Raw genomic sequence first — 24,409 nt, forward strand, 5'->3', positions numbered from 1 at the left:
ATTTACGGTCTCTATAAATTATTTAGGTGTTTTAATCTGACGTGCCATGTCTAGATAAGCACTCATATTCGCCCCTGGACGACGACGACCATTAGAACTAGTAGCCGAGGGAGCAAGATATTTTGGTGCAAAGGTAGTTTCTTTTGGCTCCTCTTTGAGGACTTTGGCGGCTGCGGCTTTTTCTTTTTTGCCCGGTTCAACTTTCAGACCTTCAGCAGTCTGGACTAGTTGAACATCGGCTGGTTTGGGATTTTTAGCTGATTTCTCCTTAGCCTTACTCTTAGCCGCAGCAGTTTTTGTTCCGTTCAATGAATCTGGTTTAGATGGAGTTGGTGCTTCTGATGTAATCGTCTCTGCTACTTTCTTAGCATTCGATGCAACTGTCGATGTAACTGTCTCTGCTACTTTCTTTGCGTTCGATGCTACCTCTTTAGCAGCATCTTTGGCAGCATCTTTGGCTTCGTCCAATTCTAAGAAGTAGCCGTTGCTTTTCTTCTTCCCTGGTAACAATCCAGTAATGAAACCCAGAATACCGCCAAGAAAACCCTGAATACCCGAAATTAACTTTTTGATAAAATCCATTACAATTACTCCTGCCTTTTACCTTTTATATTTTGAACTCGACCGTAATTGTTAAAAATTACGACAAAATGTTACATTATCTACTTAGTGTCACCTCGCTCTGGTGACAACCCTTATAGGCTTGTGCTTAATTAACATTGTAGTAAAACCACAGGGCAAATGTTCTATTGCAAGCATTTGCAACCTGCACACACCGAGAATTAATTATTAAATTTTACTGTAGCTAAGAGCAAGATTCTGAAAGCAAGCTTTACAATAATTAACATTTCTTTGTTTGTTAAATACCCAATTGAAGTTAAATAAGCAGTTTGCTCTCACCCAGTAAGAAGAGTGTCATAGCCTATTGGCAGACGAACGAATTAATTTGTAAAACTTTATACAAATTCTCTTTGGAAGCATTTCAGTTTTGTTTGCAACAATATCGAATCCGAAAAGCAATAGCTTCAGTTTGTAGAGCAGGATGTGTCTACAAAAGTGAAATACACCCTTTAATTCAGTTAGATTCTGTAAATGAACATTGAAAATCAACAACGCAATCCCGTTTTGTTAATACACGGCATTGTCGATACAGAGGCAGTTTTCCATAAAATGAGGGCATACCTCATACAACGGGGTTGGTCTGTATATAGCCTGGATCTCGTTCCCAATAATGGTAATGTGGGTCTTGATGAATTGGCAAAGCAGGTAGCCGATTATGTTACAGCTACCTTTGCACCAGAACAACGCCTAGATTTAGTAGGCTTCAGCATGGGAGGAATTGTCAGCCGTTACTATGTTCAGAGATTGGGAGGAATTAACCGCGTGCAGCGGTTTATCACGATCTCTTCGCCCCATCATGGAACTGTGGTTGCTTATGGTTCTTGGCGTCTTGGTTGCCTACAAATGCGCCCTGACAGCATTTTTCTCAAGGATTTAAATTCAGATGTTGTAATGTTGGGGCAGCTAGATTTTACATCTATCTGGACACCTTATGATTTAATGATTGTCCCAGCGAATAGTTCACAAATCTCCGTAGGAAGCGAAGTAATAGTACCAGTTGCTCTACACCGTTGGATGGTAACAGACCCCAGGAGTTTAGCAGTAGTCACAGCAGCTTTAGCAAAGCCTATTAAGTTACCCTTGCTGAATAAAAAATCCAGTCAGTAACCAGGATGCTTGATAGACTTGCATTACTTAATTTTTAATTTTTAATTTTTAATTTTTTAAGTCCTATCGCCAATTTGCGTATGTTCGTAACTCCCAAAAATTGCCTCTGGATGACGATAATACTTGAACTCCATGAGATTATAAAAGGGATCTTCTAAAAAGAAAGTGCGATGCTCAAGAGGAGAACCGATAAAGCGATTTTTGGTTTCTTCACGAAAAAGTAGCTGTTGTTGTTGTGCCCTTTGTAGTAAGTCTTGCCAGTCACGTTCTTGGGTAAAAATTAGCCCAAAATGTCTGGGATAGATAGTTTGTTGCGGTGTCAAAAGTTCTTTTGTGACATGAGCCACTAATTGATGACCGTAGAGATTGAGTATCAGGGCATGGTGGTTTTCACGACCAGGAATGCAGCCCAAACCATCTACATAATATGCTTTTGTTTGGGCAATGTCAGTTACAGGGAAAGCTAAATGGAATAAAGTTTGGCTCATAGCTTATGTGAAAAATACTAGTAATTTATGCTATCTACAATTTATGCTATGAAGTTTTGATTGTGGTTAACTTGGACACAGTTTGTATTGACATTAACTTATATTCTTTATCCTTATTACTAAGATTGGGGACTGAGTAATACTTCCGCCACTGTACTCTGCGGCTACAGAGAAGAGTTTACCTAACTCAAAAGAAGTTTTGCATTTTGTTTAATCATTGCAGCGTAAATCTAAGACACCATTGATGGTTTGACACTCAGCTTTCAGAATGATGCCTACGCAATTTAGTTAATAATACAAACATATTATTTTACCTAGAGAGGTTGCAAAAATAAAGCACTAAGCATCACAAATTCGTTATTCTGTTGATATTCAGACAAAATTACTCATGATTAATTGCTGATGTCATCCACAATAGATTCTGTAAATCCCTGGTTAGTAGCAGTAGTATTAAACACAATTTTATTGGGTTTAGCTTGGATTGCTCCCAAAAAGCTACTTACCCCTGCTGGATTATTCCACGCCTGGTTTTTGGCCATCTTAATTTGGGTAACATTAGGCTGGCAAGGATATGCAGTAGTAATGTTCTATTTTTTGGTTGGTTCTGGCGTTACCCGCATCGGGATGGCGCAGAAGGAGGCAGAAGGAATTGCTGAAAAGCGTTCTGGGGCAAGAGGCCCAGAAAATGTCTGGGGTTCGGCTTTGACTGGGGCGCTGTGTGCCTTGGGAGTAGGGATAATAAATTCGGGATTTCTTGTACCTAGTCCTCAATCTTTAGTCCCCAATACTTCGGCTTCGCTCAGTACAAGTCTCCAGTCCCTATTATTGCTAGCCTATGTAGCGAGTTTCAGTACCAAGCTGGCTGATACCACTGCTAGTGAAGTTGGTAAAGCTTATGGTAAAAGCACCTTTTTGATTACCACACTCCAACCAGTACCTCGTGGCACAGAAGGAGCAGTAAGCTTGGAGGGAACTTTAGCTGGGATTGTGGCTTCTGTAGCGATCGCATTTGTGGGTTGGGGAGTTGGTTTAATCGATCTATTGGGAGTCGCTTGGTGTGTGCTGGCAGCATTTATTGCCACCAACCTAGAAAGTGTGATTGGCGCAACACTGCAATCTAAGTATACCTGGCTGACCAATGAAGTAGTAAATATTTTTAATACATTAATCGGTGCGATCGCATCTGTACTACTTGCTTGGACATGGATAAGTTTCATTAACTAGACTGGAAAGAAATAATTACTCTATTTAAGTGGGGCATTGCTAGAAAATAACTAATTTGCCGTTACTACTACGCTATCAATGATATTTTCAATCCTGTTTTGTCCCCGTTAGACTGTAAAAGTGATCGTGGCAAATTATTTTATTTACTAGCTATATAATTTTTTGACCATTTAGATGTAATTAGTTCACGGAATCTTTATCATATTTATCCATCAATAACCAGATTATTTCTATATGATTTAATAAAAAAGTACTATAAGTGATTAACCATTTTCACATAATTAGTTCATGGAATCTTTATCATTTTTGACAATTAATGACCAAATAATTTCTATAGAGCAAGCAGTAAAGTACCTGCAAGCGTCTGGAAAATTGGGACAGTTCATTGGAGATATTCTCCGGCAGTACGTAATTGAGGAAGAAATCCGAACAAGAGATGATATTGAAATTGGCACTGCAATAACTGAACAGTCAATAATTGACTTTAGACTAAAAAATCAACTCACTGACCCCCAAAGTTTTCAAGAATGGTTAAAGACAAATAATACGGATTACGCTACTTTTCACACATCGGTTGCTTTTGGTTACAAGTTAGAAAAGCTGAAAGCTGTAGTGACACAAACAAAACTCCCAGAATATTTTATTGAACGCAAGATTTTTTTGGATCGGGTAGTACTTTCCCGGATTGTTGTTGACAATCGAGAATTGGCAGACGAACTCCAAACCCAAATTGAAGAAGGAGGTAGTTTTGAGCAACTAGCTAAAGAGTATTCCCTTTCAGATGACCGAATTGTGAATGGCATGATGGGAATCGTCAGCCGAGGTAGTATGCCGGATATATTACGGGCAGCTATTGATGTGGCCAGTCCTGGACAATTGATTGGACCCATAGAAATCGTTGGCAAAGACTCTCCCCAAGGAGAAGGGCCTTATGGTTTGTTTCGAGTAGAACAATTTCTACCAGCGTCTTTAGAAGATACTCAACTACAGCAAGCACTACAAAATGAGTTGTTTGAAAAATGGCTAGCAGAGAAAATTCAAAAACTGACAGTCAAGTTACAAGTGAGTTAAAAACTCTGGATAATGAATCTTTACGATTAAAAGTGCTAGCTTCTTTGCCTTGGAATCAGCCACCGCTATCCTGGCTGACTCCCGAACAACAATCTCGATTGGAAAATGAGTGCCAAACCCGCCAGTATCGTCTTGGAGAAAAAATCTGGTCAAACGATGTTCGCGGTTATCAATTTTTAATTGTGGCTGGGAAAGTCCGCTTGCGAGAAGAAGGCATTGGTAAACCAATAGCCGCCCTAGATGCAGGGGATTGGTTTGGCGACTTCCAAAAGCTGTCTGCGGATTTTAAAGCTGTAGCTGCTAGTAAAGAAGTGATAGTAGTTTATTGGGATACTGCCCTGTGGGCAGAATTTTCTCATCCACAAATTCAGGAATTTTGGCAAGCGTTACCAGTAGAGATGGAGGGACAAAGGGAAACATTTTCCTTCTCTAGCACTCCTTCAGTAACTTCAGCCTCAGACGGGACTTCCAGCCCCCACAGCCTCCAACCCCAAAAAGGACTCCCAGCCGCCAATTTAATCGCTGCAATTTATCCGTTTGTTGCCAGTTGGAATACCGCTGCTGCCTGTTTAACAATGGTGGCGCAACAACTAGAAAATTCTGTACAACTGGAATGGGTGCAGCGTCAACTCAGAGGACAACGCCCAAAACAGGTTGTGGAAGCAGCAGAAAAGTTAGGGTTAGTGTTGCGGCGCTTACAAGTGAGTTGGAGTGAGTTGCGACAGTTGTCATTTCCAGCTTTATTGCTGTGGAATTCTGACTCACCCCAGAGTCCATCCTGGGTGGTGGCTTATGGAGTTAAAGGCGATCGCTTAATTATTGCTAACCCTCTAAATCCCGAACGGACTTGTGAAAGCTTGCCGCAGTCCATAGTTGAGGCGTCTTGGGATGGACAATTGTGGCAAGTAGAACTCATATCCCAGCAAGAAAAATTTAACCTCAGTTGGTTTACCCCAGCAGTTTGGAAGTATAAGGGATTGCTCACAGAAGTATTGTTAGCATCTTTTACCTTGCAGCTTTTGGGGTTAACAACACCGCTAATTACCCAAGTCGTCATTGATAAAGTCATGGTGCAGGGGAGTTTGCCGACTCTCGATGTGATGGCGATCGCACTTTTATGCGTAGCCATATTTGAATCCGTACTGGGTATTCTGCGCCTATTCATCTTTACCCATACAGCTCGCCGTCTGGATTTGAGTTTATCAGCGCAGCTATTTCGCCATCTGATGCGTCTGCCATTAGCTTATTTTGAGTCGCGACGCGTCGGAGACACAGTAGCAAGAGTCCAGGAACTCGAACAAATTCGTCAGTTTCTCACAGGTACAGCATTAACTGTAATTCTAGATAGCATCTTTGCTGTGGTGTACCTGGCATTGATGTTTTACTATAATATTCCACTCACCTTTGTGGCCTTAGCAGTACTGCCGCTATTTGCCACATTGACGATAGTTGCAACACCAATTCTGCGTAACTGGCTCAACGAAACCTTTAACCGGAGTGCCGATAGTCAATCGTTTCTAGTAGAGACAGTGACGGGAATTCACTCCGTTAAAGCCCATGCAGCCGAACCAGTAGCCCGCGATCGCTGGGAAGGCTTATTTGCCCGCTTCATTCGCACAGGTTTTAAAGCCTCTACCACCTCCAATATCAGCAGCAACATTGGTGACTTTCTCACTAATTTGTCCACCATGCTGATTCTCTGGTATGGAGCCAAGTTAGTCATCGAACAAAAGCTCACAATTGGACAGCTTGTTGCATTTCAAATGTTGTCTGGTAGAGTCACAGGCCCGCTTTTGCGCTTAGTACAGTTGTGGCAAAACCTTCAACAAGTGCTACTTTCTGTAGATCGCATTGGTGATATTCTCAACGTCTCCCCAGAAGCTGAACTGGGAACTGGCTTAGTTTTGCCACCCCTGAAAGGACAAATCACCTTCGAGCAAGTATTTTTCCGCTACCGCCCGAACTTTGAAGCAATTCTGCGGGGAATCTCTTTCAGTGCCGAACCAGGGCAGTTTGTTGGCATTGTCGGACGTAGCGGTTCTGGGAAAAGTACTCTGTCTAAACTATTACAACGCCTCTATCAAATTGAATCAGGACGCATCCTGATTGATGGTTTTGATATAAAAAGTGCCGATTTAGCCTCACTGCGGCAACAAGTTAGTGTAGTTCTCCAAGAAGACTTTTTATTCAATGGTTCTATTTTGGAAAATATCACTCTCGGTAGTCCTGACATTACCGCAGAGCAAGTAGTAGAAGCGGCAAGATTAGCCGTGGCACACGACTTCATTAGTCAATTACCTTACGGTTACGAAACCAATGTTGGCGAACGCGGTACAGCTTTATCTGGCGGACAGAGACAACGTATTGCTCTGGCAAGGCTATTTCTTTCCCAAGCGCCGATTTTAGTTTTAGATGAAGCTACTAGCGCCTTGGATAGTGAAACTGAACAACAAGTACTGCAAAACCTGCAAAAAATCTCTGCCAACCGTACCGTGTTCCTGATTGCTCACCGCTTTGCTCCCCTTAAACGTGCTGATTTGATTTTGGTATTAGAGCAAGGCGTGATTGCCGAACGTGGTACTCACTCACAGTTGTTGCAACAAAAGGGTTTGTATTGGTCATTATATCAGCGACAGCAAGCAAACATTTAATAGATTTAACTAACTCAAAGCTTGTAGCTACATAAAAAAGAAACCTTTGCAAAGCGGCTTAAGCATAGCCTTTGGCGAATGGAGCATAACTCCATTCGTTATTTTTATTTTGTTGATGCTCCAGTCTGTGTGGTGTAAATAACTTTTATAGCTAGCGATCGCAGCAGTTTTAAGAGTAACAAAAGGAGTCATAGCATCCTATTATCATTTTTACTTTAGTCTCCATTAATACACGTCAAATATTTAAGATTTACTCGATAAAGTTACTCTTAATAAAAACCGTAATTATCATAATTTTTTTTGGTAATAAAATTAGCATTTTGTTATTAGATTCCATAGTAATTATTGAGAATGAAGTTTGATTCACCCATTGAGATATTTTGATTGTCAAGGTTTCAATACTTCAAGCTGTCAAAAAACGGTTGCTATCTTTGAGAAAAATTTATGCACATTGATGATGTTAATAACAATATATTGTCAAATAAACAGCTAAATACCACTTCAATCTCCTCATTAGATAGCTTTAATACAAAAGATGAATACAGCCTCAACTTCAGCAGACGTAGTAGCTATAACTCAGCCGATGCTGATGTGCAGTTGCGAAATAACGATGAATCTAAAAATAGCAATAACCCTACTAATAATGCTTTTAGCACTCAAAATTATAACTCCACTAATGGCTATGGTTTGATTAATGGAGCAGCAGCAGTGGCTAGAGCTATTGGTCAAAATACCTTTGCTGATGTTCCCGATCTCGGTGGCAATAATTGGGGAGCAGACATAGTTAAAGCACCGGAAGTTTGGGCACATGGATATACAGGTAAAGGCGTTGTTGTCGCTGTTGTAGATACTGGAGTTGACTACAACCACGAAGATTTAAAAAATAATATCTGGACGAATAGCAAGGAAATTGCAGGTAACGGTATAGATGATGATGGAAATGGCTATATTGATGATAATTATGGCTGGAACTTCGCCGATCAAAATAACAACACCTTAGATGATAACGGTCATGGTACTCATGTTTCCGGCACGATCGCAGGAGAAAATAATAACTACGGTGTCACTGGTATTGCCTACGATGCCAAGATTATGCCTGTCAAAGCTTTAGATAGCTCTGGCTCTGGTTCCTATAGTTCCATATCTAAAGGTATTCGCTACGCTGTAGATAATGGAGCTAATGTGATTAACCTGAGTTTAGGAGGCGGATCTTCCAATCGCACTTTAGAGTCAGCCATTAACTACGCCAGCAGTAAAGGAGTGATTGTCGTCATGGCAGCAGGTAATGATGGTGACTCATCACCAGACTATCCCGCCCGCTATGCATCCAAGTCGGGAATTGCCGTTGGGGCAGTAGATAAGAATAATAATTTGGCCGACTTCTCTAACCGCTCTGGAACAAATCCAATCGCTTACGTCACAGCTCCAGGAGTCAAGGTTTATTCATCAGTTCCGAATAATCAATATGCAACTTATAGCGGCACATCTATGGCTGCTCCCCACGTTGCTGGTATCGTTGCCCTAATGCTTAGTGCTAACTCTAACTTGACAGATGCCCAAGTACGTCAGATTGTCACAGAAACCGCAGAAAAGAGTACGCAAACTACAAGCTCTAGTTTTAAAATTTCTAATGTCAGTTCTCTAGCGAGTCGGGTGATTGCAGAAAGCGCAGGAAATAACACACAAACGACAAACTCTAGTTTTAATAGTTACAATTTTGGCTCTCTAATTGGTCAGGGAATTACAGAAACCACAAGATATCTAACCCCAGAAAATATCAATAGTTTTAATAATTCCAATTTTGGTTCTCTAATCGGTCAGGGAATTACAGAATCCACAAGATATCTAACACCAGAAAATATCAATAGTTGGAATAATTCTGATTTTAACCCTGTAATTGGTCAAGCAATTACAGAAACCACAAAATATCTGATATCAGCCGAAGGTAATAACATATCAACAAATCCAGAATTATGGTCGCAATTTCAAAGCTATGAGAAGATTCTGGGTAGCATCAATGTGAATAGCAATCAGGATGAGAATAATCCAGATTTTGTCAAACTACTAGAGGGAATGTAAAAACAAATAGATCGGTATAGAAAATAAAATTTTTGGGTATAGCTTGAAAATTATAGCAATTTGCAGTTAAGTTCAATACTGCCCGTGTCTCGTTCCCAGTCTCCGACTGGGAATGCCGTCCTAGAGGCTCCGCCTCTCTTGCTGGCGGCAGCAGCCCAATTGAAGTGCATTTCCAGCCAGAGGCTGGAAACGAGGTTTTAAAGGAGTTTCAGCTTAAGTTGACACCAATGAACAATGCTAAACCCTTACTTGTAGCTAATCTAACAGACTTTCCTACCTAACAGAAAATGCCTCGCTGAATCGCCGTGTCACAGGCTCAGTAATGAATGTCAAAATTGACTTTTTCCGAGTGACAATTTCACCTGTAGCAGCCATCCCTGGTGTAAATTCTACTTCTTGACCTCGAACATTTACCGCGTGTTTATTTAGCTTAATTCTCGTCGGAAAAACTAAACCCAATTCTTTATCAGCAATTGCATTTGGACTGACTTGCATAACTTCGCCATCCACAATGCCAAATTCTTGGAAGGGAAAAGTCGCCATTTTCACTTTTGCCTTCATTCCTTGACGAATAAACCCAATATCACGGTTGAGAACTTTCACCTCTAGAAGCATTTCTTCGCCTTCCGGCAAAATTGACAGCAATTCTTCACCCGATTGTACTGGCCCCTTGGTGGCTTTGACTTTATAAATTGTACCGGCTACGGGAGCCTCAATCGTTTCTAAAGCTTGTTGCTTCCTCGCCTGCTCTAATTGACCTTGTACAGTTGTCAGTTCTTCTTTACGCTTATTATATTGCGTCAAAATTTCGCTTTGGCGTTCTGATGCTACACGCTGCGCCTGACTGCGTGCAGCGTTGTAAGCTTGTTGTGCTTGGCGAATTTCCTGGACTTGAGCAGCAATATCTTTTTCTAATGATGTGACTTTATCTTGAGCCTCTGTGATTCTATTCTGAGCGTTGATCACTTCATCTTGCGATCTAGTGATTTCTGTCTTTGCACGAGTTAATCTTTCTTGGGCATCAAGGTAATCGACACGAGGCACAGCGCCAGGAGTAATTAGAGTGCGTAGGCTTTTTTCCCTTTCTTGAGCAAGGGCTAAATTACTTTCAATTTTAATTCGGATGCTATCTGCATTCACAAGGTTGGTTTGAGCATTCGCAAAGCTGCTTTTAGCATTAACTAAGTTATCTTGCAACCTGCTCAAGCGGACTTTAGCTTGATCGATGAGTGCTATTTGACGATTTGCTTCTGCTTCTGCTGCTGCTTGACGCGCTTGGTAGTCTTGCAGGCGGGAACTTAAAAGTTCATCTTGCAGTTTCGTCCCAGTAGTTTTAGCTCCGGTGCGTTCTGCATCCAAACGTTGTAAATCGTCTTGAATCAATCTGGTAGATTTAGCTAGGCGGGAAACATCGGTTACTTGCAAGTCTGGATCTTTTTGAACCAAAACTTGACCTTTAGTAACGCGATCGCCTTCTTGTACTTTAACAGCGACAATTGACCCTCCACCCAAAGATGTCACCGGTCTTACCTGTGTAGAAGCAATTAATTCCCCCGGTGCTGTTGCGACTTCATCTATTTGCGAGAAGTACGCCCAAGCGATCGCTCCAAATACAATGGCACTCATCGTTCCCGCTAATAATCTAGTGTACAGGGGTGGCAATTCCTGTACGGCCTTCCCTAATTCATAAGTAAGTTGTTCCTCCGGTTTAGCGAATCGCTCTTTTGTTTGACGTGCTTGAGCAGCATTTACCATATATTTTTGTCCTTTGTCATTTATCATTTGTCATTTGTCATTTGTCCTTGATTATTCACGAATGACCAATGACTAATGACTAATGACTATTCAAACTGCTAAATAGCGCCGCAAAAAACTGTCTAATGTCTCTAATTGGAAGTTAAAAATCGTCTCTAAATTGGCAATTTCATCTTTTGTACAGAAAAATTCATTTGCTAGCAATGTACGAAAAGTTCCCAAAGCTTTTTGGGTTTGGGGATTAAATAAACCTAATGCACTCTGTAACCCATCAATCAGAAATAGGGGTGAGTTAATTATTACTGGTTCTTTGGCAAAAATCCGACCAAAAATCCGGGGAATATCTTCTCGTAATAAAATCTCTGGCCCTCCCACGGGTAAAATCTGGTTGCGAGCGCCTTCAACTGTCACAGAATCCACTACTATCCTTGCCAAATCATCGGTACTGACAATTGAGGTACGGTTTTTGCGATCGCCAACCAGCAGATACAATCCCGTTTCCCGAAATCGTTCTACTAGTGGCAGCAAGTTAGATGCTAATCCAGCTGGGCGCAAAATAGTGTAATTTAAGCCACTAGCTGCTAAATATCGCTCTACTGCTCGTTTAGCTTTAAAAACAGGAGCATCTTCATAACCGCGATCCGCTCCCAGTACAGAAATGAAGACAAAATGCTCTACGCCATTGGCTTTCGCTTGGTCGATGAGTTCAATATTGGCACGGTAATCTAAAGATAGGGCATCGCTATCAGAACCGTGGGCGCTGATAATATACCGCACACCCTGACTAGCTTTCTGGATATCTTTTTCCTCTAGCAAGTCACCAATGAAGATTTCTGCACCCCGATGTTCTAACTCGCTATAGCGCGAGGTAAGGCGGACAAATGCCCGCACAGACTGTTCTCGTTGTCGTAGAAGTCGCACAACTCTGCGACCAATGCCTCCCGTTGCTCCAGTTACCAGAAACATACAAATACCTAAATTGAATAGTTACAGCGTTTATAATTGTCAAAATTCTCGATATCTCGATATATAGTCACACCTTATTTATTTTAATACTCTAAAAATGATCCCCCACATCCTTGTAGATGCAGGGGATAGAATAATAGGATTAGTTTTACTGGCTCAACAAGTCAATAGCTTGTTCAAGCGACATCTTAGCCTTGTGCAAATTTAGCAGGTTTTCCTGGTCGTATCGGTCAGGATAGCTCATTTTCCTGCCCTCTAAAGTTATCCGAATTAGTGCTGCTTGCTCATCTGTGGGTGAATTCATCTCATCTATAGCAGAACTGATTACCTGGATAGCGTTAAAGTTAGGGAATTTTAACCCTTTACCTTGCTTCATTTGTTGCAGTGCTAAAAGTGGAAATGCCATCAGAGTTACGATGTACGAGGTTTTGTATCCTGCATTCCCAGTTGGTTTGATGCCGTATCTCCGACACAAGTCGCGTAATTCTTTAATAGTCTTGATTTCAAGTTCGGAACGCGTGAACATAAAATAGTAGTGTCCATTTTTGAAATTGGATATTGGTGGTTGTACTTCCGGCAAGTTGTAGCAACCACCAAAAAAGAATTTAATCTGCTGCCTACCAGTGATTAAAATTATATTTATATTTCTACATAAATGCCTAACCCTAAAGGTCATCCAGAAAATTTAAAACCATTTAAATCAGAGAGGGAAGAACCTTTAAGTGAGCGTCTTAACTTACGTGTCACAAAAACTATGAAGGAAGAACTATCCACCAAGGATGATTCTCCAGAATTTTGTCGTCGTGCAATCCAGGAAGCATTAGATAAGGATAAAGAGAAGTAATTTCAAAGGGAATGAAGGGGTTGAAGTGTGAATGCCGAAGAGTTGTTGCAGCGATATGCTGCTGGGGAGAGAGATTTTACTGGAGTTAAGTTGCCAAGAGTTCGCTTGCGAGACGTGAATCTTAGCAGGGCTATTTTCAGGGAAGCCGATCTCAGTAACGCTAGTCTGGATTGGACTAATCTTAGTTATGCTGACTTGAGCTATGCCAACTTGAAGGGAGCGCGTCTTGGTGAAGCCGCTTTGACAGGAGCTAATTTGGAAGGGGTTGATTTGAGTGGAGTTGTTTGCGGTCAAACTGGTTTCTTTGATGCTAATCTCAGTCATGCCAACTTGAGAAGAGCTATTTTGACGGAAACATCTTTTGACGATGCCAACCTCAGCCATGCTGATTTTAGAGGAGCTAGTTATTTTAGTATTAATCGTTGCAAGGGAGCTACTTTTAATGAAACCATTATGCCTGATGGAAGCATCAGAAGCGATCGTATTTGAGGTGAGAATACCTCATAAAATAAGTGTTTCATAGGCAACTACAAGTGCAACTTTACAAAAAATATTCCCCACATCTTTGTTGATGTAGGGGAGTAGTAGTCCAATTTAAAAGTTACGAACTCAAAAGATTTTCGCAAGAAACCTTTTTAACTGTCGCTTGTAGGGCAGGGGACAGACTTTTCTCCTGACCAATCTGTAAGAGTATTTTCATCTCTATAATGCCGGGGAGTTTTCAGCAGCAAATGCCAAGCTTCTCCAGCATCCAATAAATTAAACTTTTCAGAATATTGAGTTTCTAACAAATCCCTAACCATCCTATAATAGTCCGAGTTCATTCCTGGAAAAATATGATGCTCAGTGTGATGAGAAAAATTGAAATGCAACAAGTCAAATATTTTATAAACCCGGATAGACATACTATTAATTAGTGGATCGTTAACACTGGTCATCCGACAAAGTAAATGATTTGTATAAATATAAAAAATTACTCCAGCATAACCAATTGCAATAGGTAAAAAGTAACCAAGTATGAGCTTTATGGGGTCAAATTGGAGATAGATGAGGATACTCAGATGAATCACGATCATCATCAATAATTCCCCTGCGATCGCTCGACGATCTTTCGGACTGACTGTAAATGCAGCAGGAACATAATCGACGGATTTATGATTGAAAAACAGCACGGATGTCAGATTGCGAAAAGTATGTACTCCCCAAGCAGAAGTCATTCCCACTATGAACCATATAGGATTGACTTCAGTCGAAGGTACAAATAAGTCCTGAATCCATTTTCCCCAGGTTGAAGATTGTTCATATAAGTAATTACGATCTGGGTCGCCTAAATCGTTAGTGTGATTATGATGTACTCGATTATGAACTGCTTTCCATAATGTTGGCGGCATCCACAACATTGTTAGTCCTATAAAACTAATTATATAGATTAATCGGGGGTTTTTAATTACGCTACCATGCATCAAATCATGGGTGCTAAATAGTAAGACAACCACGCTATTACCCATAATTATGCTTAAAGGTACATAAAGCCACAAAAGGTATGGCGACCAAGAATCTAACCGCGCCGCTATCATCCAACCTAGGATTAAAATTGCCAGATTAATGAACAAGATAATTAACTTACTGGGATCGGTAATAAATGCTTCAGGTGGCATCAAGGAACGTAATTCTTTCGCATATATTTTCTGATGAATAAGTGTCCGATCTGTACTAACATTCATAAATAATTTTTCAGTTAGATAATTTCACTGGGTAAATTTTTGCAGTAAATCGTAAGCATTTTTCAACTGGAATAATTAAATTCACAAGTAGCTAAGTATTTAAATCCTAACACAAAATATTTCTGCGGTAGACCTCTTGCATAATTTTGGCATTGCCTACACGTTTTACTCAGAATAATTTATGTGGTTAAAAGTGAAAGTTATCTAAAGCTAACTAAAATTATTGTTTTAACCATATTACTAGCTATAGGCTATTAGGATGTCAAGGTTATCTTAATAGGTAATGTTTTTTTAGTAATAGCTTTAGTCTTTATTTTCTCATAAATAAAATGCTTACTAAAAACCCTATATATTAGCTTGAAAAAGTACTAAGAAAACGTAAGTTTGTTAAAAGTTTTCCCAATTTCAATCCCCCCACATCTTTATAGATGCAGGGGGAGTAATAAAATAACCCACAATTTGAATTTTTGATTAATTTTTGGGCAGTATTCACCCATTAATCCCATATACGATAGGTGCAATTGCACTATTTATACTTTGTGCAAGCAGCCCATCTCAAAACTATTCAGACGCTTTGTTATTAGCTCTATTAGCACGCGCCTCAGCTGAAGCCATCACCTCATCGAAATTTTCTAGCACTTCGCCAGGGAAGTTTTCCAAAACTCTGGTAGAAAGAGCAACCCGGCCTTTACCTTCATCCAAGTCAATAATTACAGCTTTAATTGGCTGACCAACTTGAAATACTTTTTCTAAAGAATCAATAAATTTCTGGCTTACTTGCTTGATATGAAGTAAGGCGCTCATCCCACTTAAATCGACAAATACACCAAAAGGTTTGATGCCAGTAACTTTACCTTCCACCAGTTGACCTAGTTCTAATAAGCTGAAGTTGCTAGAACGAGTTGCTAAACGCTGAGAAAGGATGAGTTTGTTGGTATTTTTATTAATTTCCAAAAAGCCCACAGTCAGATTTTGACCTTTGAGTGCATCTAAATTATCACGCTCTGCCAAGTGCGATCGCGGGATAAATCCCCGCAAAGAAAGAATATCAACGGTTACACCACCTTTATTCACACCCATAACTCGTACTTGCACAGTCTGAGCATTTTCCTGCATTTCGGCCAGTCGTTCCCAGATGTGCTGAATTTCCAACTGCTTTCGAGAAAGGGTGACTTGCCCTTCTGCATCCTGATCTCGGATAATCAAAAATTGCATTTCCTCTTGCAATGGCAGCACTTCCGATAAATCGGTAACTGCTCTCAACGAAGCCTCATCGCGTGGCAGAAAAGCTGACGACTTGCCACCAATATCAACATAAGCTCCATCATGATCGAGTTGGAACACTTTGCCATTTACAAGCTGTCCCTTTTGAAATTGGTAGTCGTGTTTTTCTAGTGCTTTGGCAAAATCGTCCATTGTAAAGGGCGAATTGGCTGTTTGAGAAAGTTTCGATTCGGAATTCATGACTTTTGAAGATTAGTTTTTATTTGATATGGTGCAACTGAAGTTTAAATTGTCATTTGTCATTTGTCATTTGTCCTTTGTATTCACCAATGACCAATGACCAATGACGAACTTGGGTGCGTATGCTTCAGTTTAGTTGACCAAAGAGTTGTTTTACTTGCTCCCAAGCATCGGTCGCAGCTTTAGGATTATAACTGGCACGGTGGTCGCAGAAAAATCCGTGATCAGCTCCATCGTAGCGAAACACATGATGAGGAATTTTATATTTTTCTAACTCTGCTTCAATTTCGGCTACTTGTTCGGTTGGGATGCTAGTATCTTCTATGCCAAAAAAGGCATAGAGAGTACCTGATATTTCTCTGGTGCGAGTGACAGTAGGAGCGCCACCTCCCGGCGTGCGGGTGGTAATTCCAGCACCGTAGAAGGAAGCCGTAGCTTTAATATCTGGCAAGGTGGCTGCAAGATATGCGACATGACCGCCAAAGCAGAAGCCAATACAGCCAAAACCATCTTTTTTCACTTGGGGCAGATTTTTGAGGTAGTCAATTGCTAGTTGAATATCGCTCAATAACTCTGAGGCTTGAGTTTGCATGGCGTAACTTCTGCCCGTTTCAATATCTTCGGGTGTATATCCGGTTTCAAAGCCAGGAGCAATCCGTTGAAAAAGTGCAGGTGCGATCGCTACATACCCAAGTTGGGCAATCCGTTCTGTAACTTCCCGAATGTGAGCGTTGATACCAAAAATTTCCTGTAATACTACAACTCCTGGGTAAGATCCAGGTTCTTTTGGCTCTGCTAGATAAGCAGACACTTGAATATTATCTTGCAAAAGATTAACCGTTGTGGTAATTGTTGCTTGCTCTGTCATAATAATTTTTACCAGTGCTGTGTGATTAACCGTGTGTTTATTTGATATAACTATGCCAGTATGCCCAGCTTTTTTCTAATTAAATTATCAGTTCCCAGTAGTGAGAGCATTAGAAATTGAGTTTAGAAAAAATTTATATGTAAATAACTAATCTTGTATGTAATAAATCAACTAGTTATCCGGGGATGCTGAGTTAAAAGTGCTGAGTAGGAAAGCAACACCTAAGACTCAAACCTCAGCACTCAAGACTCAGCACTCAGCACTTAGTATTCAGGAGGTTTGGTGATGATTCAATTCCGTATTCAGCCAGACAGCGAAATTCCCGCATCAACCCAGCTGTTTAATCAAATCCGATTTGCGATCGCTTCTCGACAATATCCCCCAGCCTACAAATTACCAAGCACACGGGCGCTGGCAATGCAAACGGGATTACATCGCAATACCATAAGTAAGGTTTACCGTCAACTAGAGGAAGACGGATTTGTTGAAAGTATGGCTGGTTCGGGTATTTATGTTCGCGCCCAAGGTCATGAGGGCGGTAGTAGGCTGCAATCACCAATTCTCAAACAAAATCCTGATGCATATCAAGTTGTCCAGCAAGCACTTGACGAACTGCTCTCTCAAGGATGTACGCTGAATCAAGCCAGAGAGCTATTTTTAGCAGAAATTGACTGGCGCTTGCGTTGTAGTGCGCGGGTACTGGTTGCAGTTCCATCTTATGATATGGGTGCTGGTGAGTTGATGGTGTATGAATTAGAGCGATCGCTAAAAATTCCAGTGCAATTGGTAGCAATGGAAGAATTAACAGCTGTGCTAGATAAAACTACCTCTGCCACAGTAGTCACCAGTCGGTATTTTATCAGTAATGTGGAAGCGATCGCAGCTCCAAAAGCTGCACGGGTGATTCCTCTCGATATCTACGACTACAGCAAAGAACTCAGCCTCTTGAAAACCCTACCAAAAGAAAACTGTGTTGGGATAGTTAGCCTCAGTTCCGGGATTGCACGAGCCGCAGAAGTCATCCTCCACGGTTTACGGGGCGATGAACTATTGGTGATGACTTCGCAGCCAAAAGATGCTTACAAACTTCAAGCAATGGTTAAACGGGCTGAGGTCATCATCAGCGACCAAGCTAGTTTTGCGGCAGTACAAGCAGCCGTGCAAGCCTCTGATGAAGATATTATTCGTCCACCAAAGCTGATTAAGGTTGAAAATTATATCGGCGCTAACTCGATTAACTTGCTAAAACGAGAACTGGGTTTAAGTTAATCTCAAGATAATTCTACCAACATCTTTGAGAGCAACTGATACAGGAGGGATAGGATAGTGCAGATTGTAATTGTGGGCGCAGGCCCAACAGGTGTAACCCTTGCCCTGCTTCTTGTAAAACGTGGTATTGCTGTAACGTTAATTGAAGCAGCAAAAGACTTTCATCGGGTATTTCGCGGCGAAGGATTAATGCCCAGTGGCTTAGATGCTCTAGAGCAAATGGGTCTATTGGCGTTGTTAGAGGATATTCCCCATCGGCAACTCGACGCGTGGGAATTCATTATCGGGGACAAGCAGTTGTTTCGAGTTGAGGAACCAATGGGAGCAACCCGACCCTGTACACTGGTTTCACAACCACCACTGCTCAAAGCACTGATTTCGTCAGCTCAAACCAATGATGGATTTGAATTTATCCAAGGTGTTCCTGTCAAAGATTTGCTGTGGAGTAACCAACGTGTCGCAGGTGTAGTACTGAGTGATGGGAGAGAATTTACTGCTGACTTAGTGGTTGGGGCAGATGGTAGAAATTCCCTTGTGCGCCAACGTATAGGTTTGGAATTGGTACGTCAGCCCAAAAATATTGATATTCTTTGGTTTAAACTTGCCGCCAGTCCTGAGTTTGCAGCCGATAATGTGTTTCGTACTATTGTAAATGGCGATCGCGTATTTACCATCTTTCACGGAGCAGAATCAGGAAAACTACATCTGGCTTGGGTGATGTCCGCAACTGAAAACACTGACTCCAAACAAGCCAACTGGGCAGAGATTTTTGCCTCACTATCACCCTCATGGCTAGCAGAGCATTTCCGTAATCATGCAGACACCATCGAATCTCCGATTCGGCTCTCTGTTGTGGTTGGTTATTGTCCCCAATGGCACGCACCAGGGGTATTACTTCTAGGTGACGCTGCACACCCAATGTCTCCCGTCCGTGCCCAAGGAATTAATCTCGCATTCCGTGATGTGATTGTCGCTGCTAATCATCTTGTGCCACTGTTGCAAAAAGAAGCTGGACACCAGAATATTGACATGGCACTATCGCACATCCAAGCGGAACGTCAGCCAGAAATTATCCGCGCCCAGCAACTCCAGTTAGAAGAAGCTAAACAAGGCGAACTACTGCGAAAAAATGCACTGCTGCGATCGCTGTTGATTCAACTTGCGCCCTTACTCCGTAAAATAATTAAAAAGTCTTGGTTAAGGCGACAATATAAAATGCGTCAAGGTATCACACAGGTACACTTAACTGTCTAAAAAACCGTTCTTAATTATCCTACTTGTGGTTGTGGGGTGTTAATTTGCAAAAACTCTTGTACCTGTTGCATATAAGTTGGCGCATCTTCCAACATTGGGAAATGCGCTGTGTTAGGAATCATCACAAATTTAACTTTGTCATTCAATGCAGCGGCTTGACGCCCCATCTCGGCTGGAATAATTTTGTCATACTCCCCCGCCACAAGCAGAGTCGGCACTGTTAGCTTGGCAAACTCTTGCGGCATCACTTCAGATTGAGCCTTACTGACTGAAGTAAAAATTGTTCCTAAAGCCGCATCGTAATCTGCTTCGAGAAAATCTTCCAAAAAAGCTTGCCGCTCAGAATGTGGTATGGAACTATGCAGAAATCTGGCCATAAACATCCGGTCAACAAATGGGATTTTGCTTAACCATTTGGGACGGAATTTTACTACATAGCCACCGAATTTATGAAAAGCACTAAAAGATTTTTCGTCATACTCAAAAATGCCGCTACAAGTTAAAATTCCTCGTTCTACTCGTTCGGGATAGCGGTTAAAAAATAAAGTGGCAACAGAAGCGCCCATCGAGTGAGCATTGATATAAACACGCTGGAGATGCAACCCATCTAACAAAGCTGCCAAATCATCAGCGTATTCCTCTAATTCATAGGTTAACTCTTTAATTGCCTCTGATTCTTCCTGGGGGGATTCCGATTCGGCAACAGCTTCACTTGCTTCGGCTATGGTTGGCTTCCCACCAGAACGGCCAAATCCCCGCATATCGTAGAGTAAACAATCAAATTGCTCTGATAAAGCATCAGCAGTATTTTGCCAATATCTAGCCGAACCAGCCCAACCGTGAATGAAAACCATCACTGGTTTTACCAAAGAACCGGATGGTTTTTTCACCCATTCGTAGTAATGCTCAACGCCACGAACATTAATATAAGGCATTAGTCATTTGTCCTTTGTCAGTTGTCATTAGTCCCTGGTATATGGTTATTATTCCTTATTTTTTGACCAATGACTAATGACCAATCACTAATGACTATTAAGCTGATTCTGGCTTCGGTAGTGAAGACGGATGTATTATCAGTTCGGCAGTCGATCGCTTCTCGACCATCTCCCTTGTAACTGTACAGCGTGTCACATCCTTACGGGATGGTAACTCATACATTACATCCAACATTAATTCTTCGACAATACCACGTAATGCTCTCGCACCAGTTTTACGGCGGTAAGCTTCTTGAGCGATCGCTCGTAAAGCATCTGCTTTAAAATCTAGCTGGACATTATCCATCTTCAGCAGTTTTTGGTACTGCTTCACTAGCGCGCTGCGTGGTTGAGTGAGAATCGCCATCAGTGCTTCTTCATCTAACGGATCTACTACTGCTACCATTGGCATCCGCCCAATAAATTCTGGAATCAGGCCAAATTTTACTAAATCATCCGGTTCTAGATGGCGAAGCGTGTCTGCTGCTCGTTTTTCCTTCGATTGGCCTTCTCCTGGCTGCACAAAGCCGATTGCTTTTTTGCCAACTCTCTGATCTACAATCTTTTCTAAGCCAACGAAGGCACCACCACAGACGAACAAAATATTACTTGTATCAATCTGGATGCAGTCTTGATAAGGATGCTTGCGCCCTCCTTGGGGTGGTACATTAGCGATCGTTCCCTCTAACATTTTCAGCAAGGCTTGCTGCACGCCTTCGCCAGAAACATCGCGGGTAATTGACGTGTTCTCGCTCTTACGAGCAATTTTGTCAATTTCGTCAATGTAAATAATTCCCCGTTGCGCTTCCTCTATATCCAAATCTGCCACCTGTAACAGTCGCAGCAAGATATTTTCCACATCTTCTCCCACATACCCAGCTTCCGTCAGCGTCGTCGCATCGGCTACGGCAAAGGGTACATCCAGGATTTTCGCTAGGGTTTGGGCTAAGAGAGTTTTGCCGCAACCAGTCGGGCCGATTAACAAGATGTTGGACTTTTGCAGTTCTATGGCATCATCCGCCCCAGGTTTGCCACTGGCCTTAGACTGAATCACCGCCAGCCGCTTGTAGTGATTGTAAACAGCGACTGAAAGCACTTTCTTCGCTTCGTCTTGACCAATAACGTGTTCGTCTAGATATTTTTTAATCTCTCTTGGCTTGGGTATTTGATTAAACGAAATACTAGCAGAGTGGGTACGCCGTTTTTCAGGTGGTTCTGCTCTTGGTGCTGGTTGTGCTGCCGCACCACTGGTATCGAGCAACTCCTCGTCTAGTATTTCATTACACAAGTCAACGCATTCATCGCAGATGTAGACTCCCGGCCCTGCGATTAACTTACGCACCTGCTCTTGAGACTTGCCACAAAATGAACATTTTAAATGGGAGTCGTACTTAACCATACCAGCCTCTTATTTCAGAATGGTGACGTTTTCCCCTGCTACGGGAAGATTTTGCCTGGAAATGACTTGATCGATCAAACCGTAGTTTTTTGCCTCTTCTGCCGACATAAAAAAGTCGCGCTCAGTATCTGCTTCTATTCTTTCTAAGGGTTGACCAGTATGGTGAGCCATTAGCTGATTCAACTTAGCCTTTACGTAAAGAATTTCTCTGGCTTGAATTTCAATGTCAATGGCTTGACCTTGAGCGCCACCAAGTGGTTGGTGAATCATAATCCGGGAGTCGGGCAGAGACATTCGCTTACCGGCAGCTCCTGCTGTCAACAAAAATGCCCCCATGCTCGCGGCTAATCCAAAACAGATGGTAACAACATCAGGGCGAATTTGCTGTATTGTATCATAGATTGCCATCCCTGCGTAGACGGAGCCGCCAGGAGAATTAACATACAGTTGGATGTCTTTTTCTGAGTCTTCGGCGTCTAGGAATAACAACTGAGCCACAATTGAGTTGGCTACGGCATCGTCTATTGGCGTTCCTAAAAAGATAATCCGCTCTCGCAGCAGGCGGGAGTAGATGTCGAAAGCTCTTTCTCCCATGCCAGATTGCTCTATCACCATCGGCACGATGTTGCTAGGGCTGCTTAACTGGGAGTTAATGTTTATTCGACTTAAGTTGCTGATTGGGGAATTTCCCGACTGCGATTCAAGCATACAAGCTTTCTTTGACGATTATTTAGGACAAATTTTTCAGCAGCGGATGCTGCCTTTTCAACGAATGGAATTTTTATAAGCTACGTGTTAACCATTATGCCTCATATAATTTCCTCTCGTGTAACACAGTATCAAGCTCAAGTGATAACAAGTGTCACTATTTGCCGAAAATTCATTAATTCTTTAATTATTTTGACTTCATCCCTGAGTCATGGGGCATGGGGCATTGGGCATTGGGTATTGGTTATTTTCCCCTGCTCTCTGCTCCCTCATCTCCCTTAGCTTACCCATTTCACCAGTACTTTAACTCAGAACTGGTGAACTCATGGTTGTGGGATTTTTTATTATCCTTCTGTAACTTCTGTAGAAGCTTCGGTGTTTTCTTCCTCAGTCTGAGGTGCATCAGCATCAGCATCTGATTCTGCGTCTTCCGTTTCCTCCGCAGTACTCAATGAACCTTCCGGTACAAGTTCAACTGATGAGTGTTCTAAGAGCCAATCGATGATTTTTTCGGTTAACAGTTCGTTTTCCACGATTGAGCGCAGTTTATCTTCATCAACGTCCTGTTCCTCCGAGTACTGTTCCAAAAGTTCTGTGACTCTGGCTGCGATTTCTTCTGGTGTTACCTCGATAGATTCGCGTTTGCCGATTTCTCGTAAGGATAAAGAGCGTTTGATGCGTTCAATTGCTTCAGTACGCGATCGCTCCCGCAATTGCGGAATAATATCTTGAGTAAACAGCTTTCTCACATCCAATCCCTGCTGAGACAGCCGGATTGCTGTTTGCGTTAGCATTGCATCCACTTCTTGCTCAATCAAGGTTGCTGGTAAGTCAACTTCTACCTGCTTGAGCAGTTCCGTTAACAAGGCTTCCTGCTTATTGGTTTTTGTTTTGTCGTCTGCCTCTTTTTGATATCGCTCTACCAAAGAAGCGCGTAACTCCTCTAAGGTTTCAAAATCGCTGATTTCCTGGGCGAAATCGTCATTTACTTCTGGTAGTTCCTTTTCTTTCAGTTCTTTGAGCGTCACGGTAAAAGTTGCCGCTTTTCCAGCTAATTCTTCATTAGCATAAGGATCTGGGAACTGTGCTGCAATCTCTTTGGTTTCTTCAGGATTCATCCCCACTATTCCCGAAATAAAGCCTGGAATAAACTTATCTTCCTGCAACTCAACTTGAAAATCAGTTGCTTCGGCTCCGGGAATCGGTTCTAGTTCTGTTGTTTCGTCCTCGCCCTCAACTCTGGCGAATGAACCTTTAAAATCGACTACAGCAATATCGCCGATTTGAGCTGCACGTCCTTCCACAGGAATCAATGTCGCCAATTCTTGACGTTCCTTATCCAGCGTGTTCTCCACTTGCTCTGGATCGAACTTGACTTCTTCGGCCTTGGCTTGCAAATCAGTGTACTGCACTAGATTCACTTCTGGTTCTACATCCACAGCAGCCGAAATCGTCAAGGGTTTTCCCGGTTCATAATTATTAATCAAATCCTCAAAAGAGGAGCGCAATTGCGGCTGACCGATTGCTGGGATGGCTTCTTGTTTGACTGCTTGCTCAATGCCATCTTGAATTAGTTCTTCCAGTGCCGCTGCCTTGATTCGAGTTGTACCCAGCCGTTGTAGTAATATCGGCCGAGGCACCTTGCCTTTACGAAACCCAGGAATATTGGCAGTACTCGCTAAGTTTTTAATGACCTGTTCGTAAGTTTGCTTGGTAATTTCCGGCGTAATCTCTATTTCCAGGCCAATTTGGCTGGCGGGAAGTTTTTCCTGGGTAACTTTCATGCTTCGTCTCTAGTTTTCTGGTATTTTATACTCCGAGTACACACAAAACGCAATAAAATAATTGTTTGCGTTTATAGCTTGATGTCTCTTAGGGCAATGGAAGTTTGCCAAAAGGTCTTGTGACATCCAAGGATGGATGTTTGTCTTGGGGCAAAGATC

The 24,409-nt window shown here is 41.9% G+C and carries 21 protein-coding genes; 9 read left to right on the forward strand and 12 right to left on the reverse strand.

Translation table 11 applies throughout. From position 1 onward, the window contains the following. Positions 1 to 18: 18 nt before the first annotated feature. Positions 19 to 582, reverse strand: a complete 564-nt coding sequence (locus RMZ95_RS24905) for a hypothetical protein (protein ID WP_322669660.1) — start codon at positions 580 to 582, stop codon at positions 19 to 21. A 510-nt stretch (positions 583 to 1,092) separates the two neighbouring features. On the opposite strand from RMZ95_RS24905, the gene RMZ95_RS24910 reads away from it, so the two are divergent. Next, positions 1,093 to 1,728, forward strand: a complete 636-nt coding sequence (locus tag RMZ95_RS24910) for a triacylglycerol lipase (protein ID WP_322669661.1) — start codon at positions 1,093 to 1,095, stop codon at positions 1,726 to 1,728. Positions 1,729 to 1,784: 56 nt separating this feature from the next. On the opposite strand, the gene RMZ95_RS24915 is transcribed toward RMZ95_RS24910, so the two are convergent. After that, on the reverse strand, positions 1,785 to 2,216 hold the full coding sequence (locus RMZ95_RS24915; RefSeq protein ID WP_322669662.1) for a VOC family protein: 432 nt from the start codon (positions 2,214 to 2,216) through the stop codon (positions 1,785 to 1,787). 402 nt (positions 2,217 to 2,618) lie between these two features. On the opposite strand from RMZ95_RS24915, the gene RMZ95_RS24920 reads away from it, so the two are divergent. The 4 genes from RMZ95_RS24920 to RMZ95_RS24935 all read left to right on the forward strand — a co-directional run bounded on the left by RMZ95_RS24920 (position 2,619) and on the right by RMZ95_RS24935 (position 9,241). Further along, positions 2,619 to 3,440 (forward strand): TIGR00297 family protein, encoded by an 822-nt coding sequence (locus RMZ95_RS24920; protein WP_322684878.1) that lies wholly within the window; start codon positions 2,619 to 2,621, stop codon positions 3,438 to 3,440. A gap of 288 nt (positions 3,441 to 3,728) precedes the next feature. Continuing rightward, positions 3,729 to 4,511 (forward strand): peptidylprolyl isomerase, encoded by a 783-nt coding sequence (locus tag RMZ95_RS24925; RefSeq protein ID WP_099102542.1) that lies wholly within the window; start codon positions 3,729 to 3,731, stop codon positions 4,509 to 4,511. Continuing rightward, a complete protein-coding gene (locus RMZ95_RS24930; RefSeq protein WP_322669664.1) occupies positions 4,460 to 7,162 on the forward strand; it encodes a type I secretion system permease/ATPase in 2,703 nt (900 codons plus the stop codon). Before RMZ95_RS24925 ends, RMZ95_RS24930 begins: the two co-directional genes overlap by 52 nt. A 444-nt stretch (positions 7,163 to 7,606) precedes the next feature. Then, the gene (locus RMZ95_RS24935) at positions 7,607 to 9,241 is read left to right on the forward strand and encodes a S8 family peptidase (RefSeq protein WP_322684877.1); all 1,635 of its coding nucleotides are present in this window, start codon (positions 7,607 to 7,609) and stop codon (positions 9,239 to 9,241) included. A 273-nt stretch (positions 9,242 to 9,514) separates the two neighbouring features. Here RMZ95_RS24935 and RMZ95_RS24940 read toward each other — a convergent pair whose 3' ends face one another. From RMZ95_RS24940 to RMZ95_RS24950, 3 genes are all read right to left on the reverse strand, one after another. After that, a complete protein-coding gene (locus tag RMZ95_RS24940; RefSeq protein WP_322684876.1) occupies positions 9,515 to 11,023 on the reverse strand; it encodes an HlyD family efflux transporter periplasmic adaptor subunit in 1,509 nt (502 codons plus the stop codon). Positions 11,024 to 11,086: 63 nt separating this feature from the next. Continuing rightward, complete coding sequence (locus tag RMZ95_RS24945) at positions 11,087 to 11,962, reverse strand: SDR family oxidoreductase (RefSeq protein ID WP_322669667.1); 876 nt, start codon at positions 11,960 to 11,962, stop codon at positions 11,087 to 11,089. A 148-nt stretch (positions 11,963 to 12,110) separates the two neighbouring features. Continuing rightward, a complete protein-coding gene (locus tag RMZ95_RS24950) occupies positions 12,111 to 12,488 on the reverse strand; it encodes a hypothetical protein (RefSeq protein ID WP_322669668.1) in 378 nt (125 codons plus the stop codon). A gap of 129 nt (positions 12,489 to 12,617) precedes the next feature. On the opposite strand from RMZ95_RS24950, the gene RMZ95_RS24955 reads away from it, so the two are divergent. Further along, the gene (locus RMZ95_RS24955) at positions 12,618 to 12,806 is read left to right on the forward strand and encodes a hypothetical protein (protein WP_322669669.1); all 189 of its coding nucleotides are present in this window, start codon (positions 12,618 to 12,620) and stop codon (positions 12,804 to 12,806) included. A 27-nt stretch (positions 12,807 to 12,833) separates the two neighbouring features. After that, positions 12,834 to 13,295: a pentapeptide repeat-containing protein gene (locus tag RMZ95_RS24960; RefSeq protein WP_322684875.1), complete on the forward strand. Its 462-nt coding sequence runs from the start codon at positions 12,834 to 12,836 to the stop codon at positions 13,293 to 13,295. Between the two features lie 146 nt (positions 13,296 to 13,441). On the opposite strand, the gene RMZ95_RS24965 is transcribed toward RMZ95_RS24960, so the two are convergent. The 3 genes from RMZ95_RS24965 to RMZ95_RS24975 all read right to left on the reverse strand — a co-directional run bounded on the left by RMZ95_RS24965 (position 13,442) and on the right by RMZ95_RS24975 (position 16,862). Beyond that, on the reverse strand, positions 13,442 to 14,530 hold the full coding sequence (locus tag RMZ95_RS24965) for a fatty acid desaturase family protein (RefSeq protein WP_322684874.1): 1,089 nt from the start codon (positions 14,528 to 14,530) through the stop codon (positions 13,442 to 13,444). Positions 14,531 to 15,091: 561 nt separating this feature from the next. Further along, the gene (locus RMZ95_RS24970; RefSeq protein ID WP_322684873.1) at positions 15,092 to 15,994 is read right to left on the reverse strand and encodes a S1 RNA-binding domain-containing protein; all 903 of its coding nucleotides are present in this window, start codon (positions 15,992 to 15,994) and stop codon (positions 15,092 to 15,094) included. Between the two features lie 127 nt (positions 15,995 to 16,121). Next, positions 16,122 to 16,862: a dienelactone hydrolase family protein gene (locus RMZ95_RS24975; protein WP_322684872.1), complete on the reverse strand. Its 741-nt coding sequence runs from the start codon at positions 16,860 to 16,862 to the stop codon at positions 16,122 to 16,124. A gap of 285 nt (positions 16,863 to 17,147) precedes the next feature. On the opposite strand from RMZ95_RS24975, the gene RMZ95_RS24980 reads away from it, so the two are divergent. Together RMZ95_RS24980 and RMZ95_RS24985 are read left to right on the forward strand one after the other, a co-directional pair. Then, positions 17,148 to 18,131: a GntR family transcriptional regulator gene (locus tag RMZ95_RS24980; protein WP_322677438.1), complete on the forward strand. Its 984-nt coding sequence runs from the start codon at positions 17,148 to 17,150 to the stop codon at positions 18,129 to 18,131. A 54-nt stretch (positions 18,132 to 18,185) separates the two neighbouring features. Then, positions 18,186 to 19,385: an FAD-dependent monooxygenase gene (locus RMZ95_RS24985; RefSeq protein WP_322684883.1), complete on the forward strand. Its 1,200-nt coding sequence runs from the start codon at positions 18,186 to 18,188 to the stop codon at positions 19,383 to 19,385. Between the two features lie 14 nt (positions 19,386 to 19,399). Here RMZ95_RS24985 and RMZ95_RS24990 read toward each other — a convergent pair whose 3' ends face one another. The 4 genes from RMZ95_RS24990 to tig all read right to left on the reverse strand — a co-directional run bounded on the left by RMZ95_RS24990 (position 19,400) and on the right by tig (position 24,250). After that, on the reverse strand, positions 19,400 to 20,320 hold the full coding sequence (locus RMZ95_RS24990) for an alpha/beta hydrolase (protein ID WP_322684871.1): 921 nt from the start codon (positions 20,318 to 20,320) through the stop codon (positions 19,400 to 19,402). Positions 20,321 to 20,417: 97 nt separating this feature from the next. Continuing rightward, on the reverse strand, positions 20,418 to 21,758 hold the full coding sequence (clpX, locus tag RMZ95_RS24995) for an ATP-dependent protease ATP-binding subunit ClpX (protein WP_322669673.1): 1,341 nt from the start codon (positions 21,756 to 21,758) through the stop codon (positions 20,418 to 20,420). 9 nt (positions 21,759 to 21,767) lie between these two features. Further along, a complete protein-coding gene (clpP, locus tag RMZ95_RS25000; RefSeq protein WP_104905916.1) occupies positions 21,768 to 22,466 on the reverse strand; it encodes an ATP-dependent Clp endopeptidase proteolytic subunit ClpP in 699 nt (232 codons plus the stop codon). A gap of 344 nt (positions 22,467 to 22,810) precedes the next feature. Continuing rightward, positions 22,811 to 24,250: a trigger factor gene (tig, locus tag RMZ95_RS25005; protein WP_322684870.1), complete on the reverse strand. Its 1,440-nt coding sequence runs from the start codon at positions 24,248 to 24,250 to the stop codon at positions 22,811 to 22,813. Between the last annotated feature and the right edge of the window lie 159 nt (positions 24,251 to 24,409).

This window comes from Nostoc sp. DedQUE07 (genome assembly GCF_034530975.2).
GTDB lineage: Bacteria > Cyanobacteriota > Cyanobacteriia > Cyanobacteriales > Nostocaceae > Nostoc.

Bases quoted from the DNA above. Each gene is read 5' to 3' on its own strand.
- RMZ95_RS24910 (WP_322669661.1), top strand. From the start codon at position 1,093: ATGAACATTGAAAATCAACAACGCAATCCCGTTTTGTTAATACACGGC.
- RMZ95_RS24935 (WP_322684877.1), top strand. From the start codon at position 7,607: ATGCACATTGATGATGTTAATAACAATATATTGTCAAATAAACAGCTA.
- RMZ95_RS24955 (WP_322669669.1), top strand. From the start codon at position 12,618: ATGCCTAACCCTAAAGGTCATCCAGAAAATTTAAAACCATTTAAATCA.
- tig (WP_322684870.1), bottom strand. From the start codon at position 24,250: ATGAAAGTTACCCAGGAAAAACTTCCCGCCAGCCAAATTGGCCTGGAA.
- RMZ95_RS24945 (WP_322669667.1), bottom strand. From the start codon at position 11,962: ATGTTTCTGGTAACTGGAGCAACGGGAGGCATTGGTCGCAGAGTTGTG.
- clpP (WP_104905916.1), bottom strand. From the start codon at position 22,466: ATGCTTGAATCGCAGTCGGGAAATTCCCCAATCAGCAACTTAAGTCGA.
- RMZ95_RS24915 (WP_322669662.1), bottom strand. From the start codon at position 2,216: ATGAGCCAAACTTTATTCCATTTAGCTTTCCCTGTAACTGACATTGCC.
- RMZ95_RS24980 (WP_322677438.1), top strand. From the start codon at position 17,148: ATGATTCAATTCCGTATTCAGCCAGACAGCGAAATTCCCGCATCAACC.
- RMZ95_RS24990 (WP_322684871.1), bottom strand. From the start codon at position 20,320: ATGCCTTATATTAATGTTCGTGGCGTTGAGCATTACTACGAATGGGTG.
- clpX (WP_322669673.1), bottom strand. From the start codon at position 21,758: ATGGTTAAGTACGACTCCCATTTAAAATGTTCATTTTGTGGCAAGTCT.
- RMZ95_RS24950 (WP_322669668.1), bottom strand. From the start codon at position 12,488: ATGTTCACGCGTTCCGAACTTGAAATCAAGACTATTAAAGAATTACGC.
- RMZ95_RS24905 (WP_322669660.1), bottom strand. From the start codon at position 582: ATGGATTTTATCAAAAAGTTAATTTCGGGTATTCAGGGTTTTCTTGGC.
- RMZ95_RS24930 (WP_322669664.1), top strand. From the start codon at position 4,460: ATGGCTAGCAGAGAAAATTCAAAAACTGACAGTCAAGTTACAAGTGAG.
- RMZ95_RS24975 (WP_322684872.1), bottom strand. From the start codon at position 16,862: ATGACAGAGCAAGCAACAATTACCACAACGGTTAATCTTTTGCAAGAT.
- RMZ95_RS24965 (WP_322684874.1), bottom strand. From the start codon at position 14,530: ATGAATGTTAGTACAGATCGGACACTTATTCATCAGAAAATATATGCG.
- RMZ95_RS24925 (WP_099102542.1), top strand. From the start codon at position 3,729: ATGGAATCTTTATCATTTTTGACAATTAATGACCAAATAATTTCTATA.
- RMZ95_RS24970 (WP_322684873.1), bottom strand. From the start codon at position 15,994: ATGAATTCCGAATCGAAACTTTCTCAAACAGCCAATTCGCCCTTTACA.
- RMZ95_RS24940 (WP_322684876.1), bottom strand. From the start codon at position 11,023: ATGATAAATGACAAAGGACAAAAATATATGGTAAATGCTGCTCAAGCA.
- RMZ95_RS24920 (WP_322684878.1), top strand. From the start codon at position 2,619: ATGTCATCCACAATAGATTCTGTAAATCCCTGGTTAGTAGCAGTAGTA.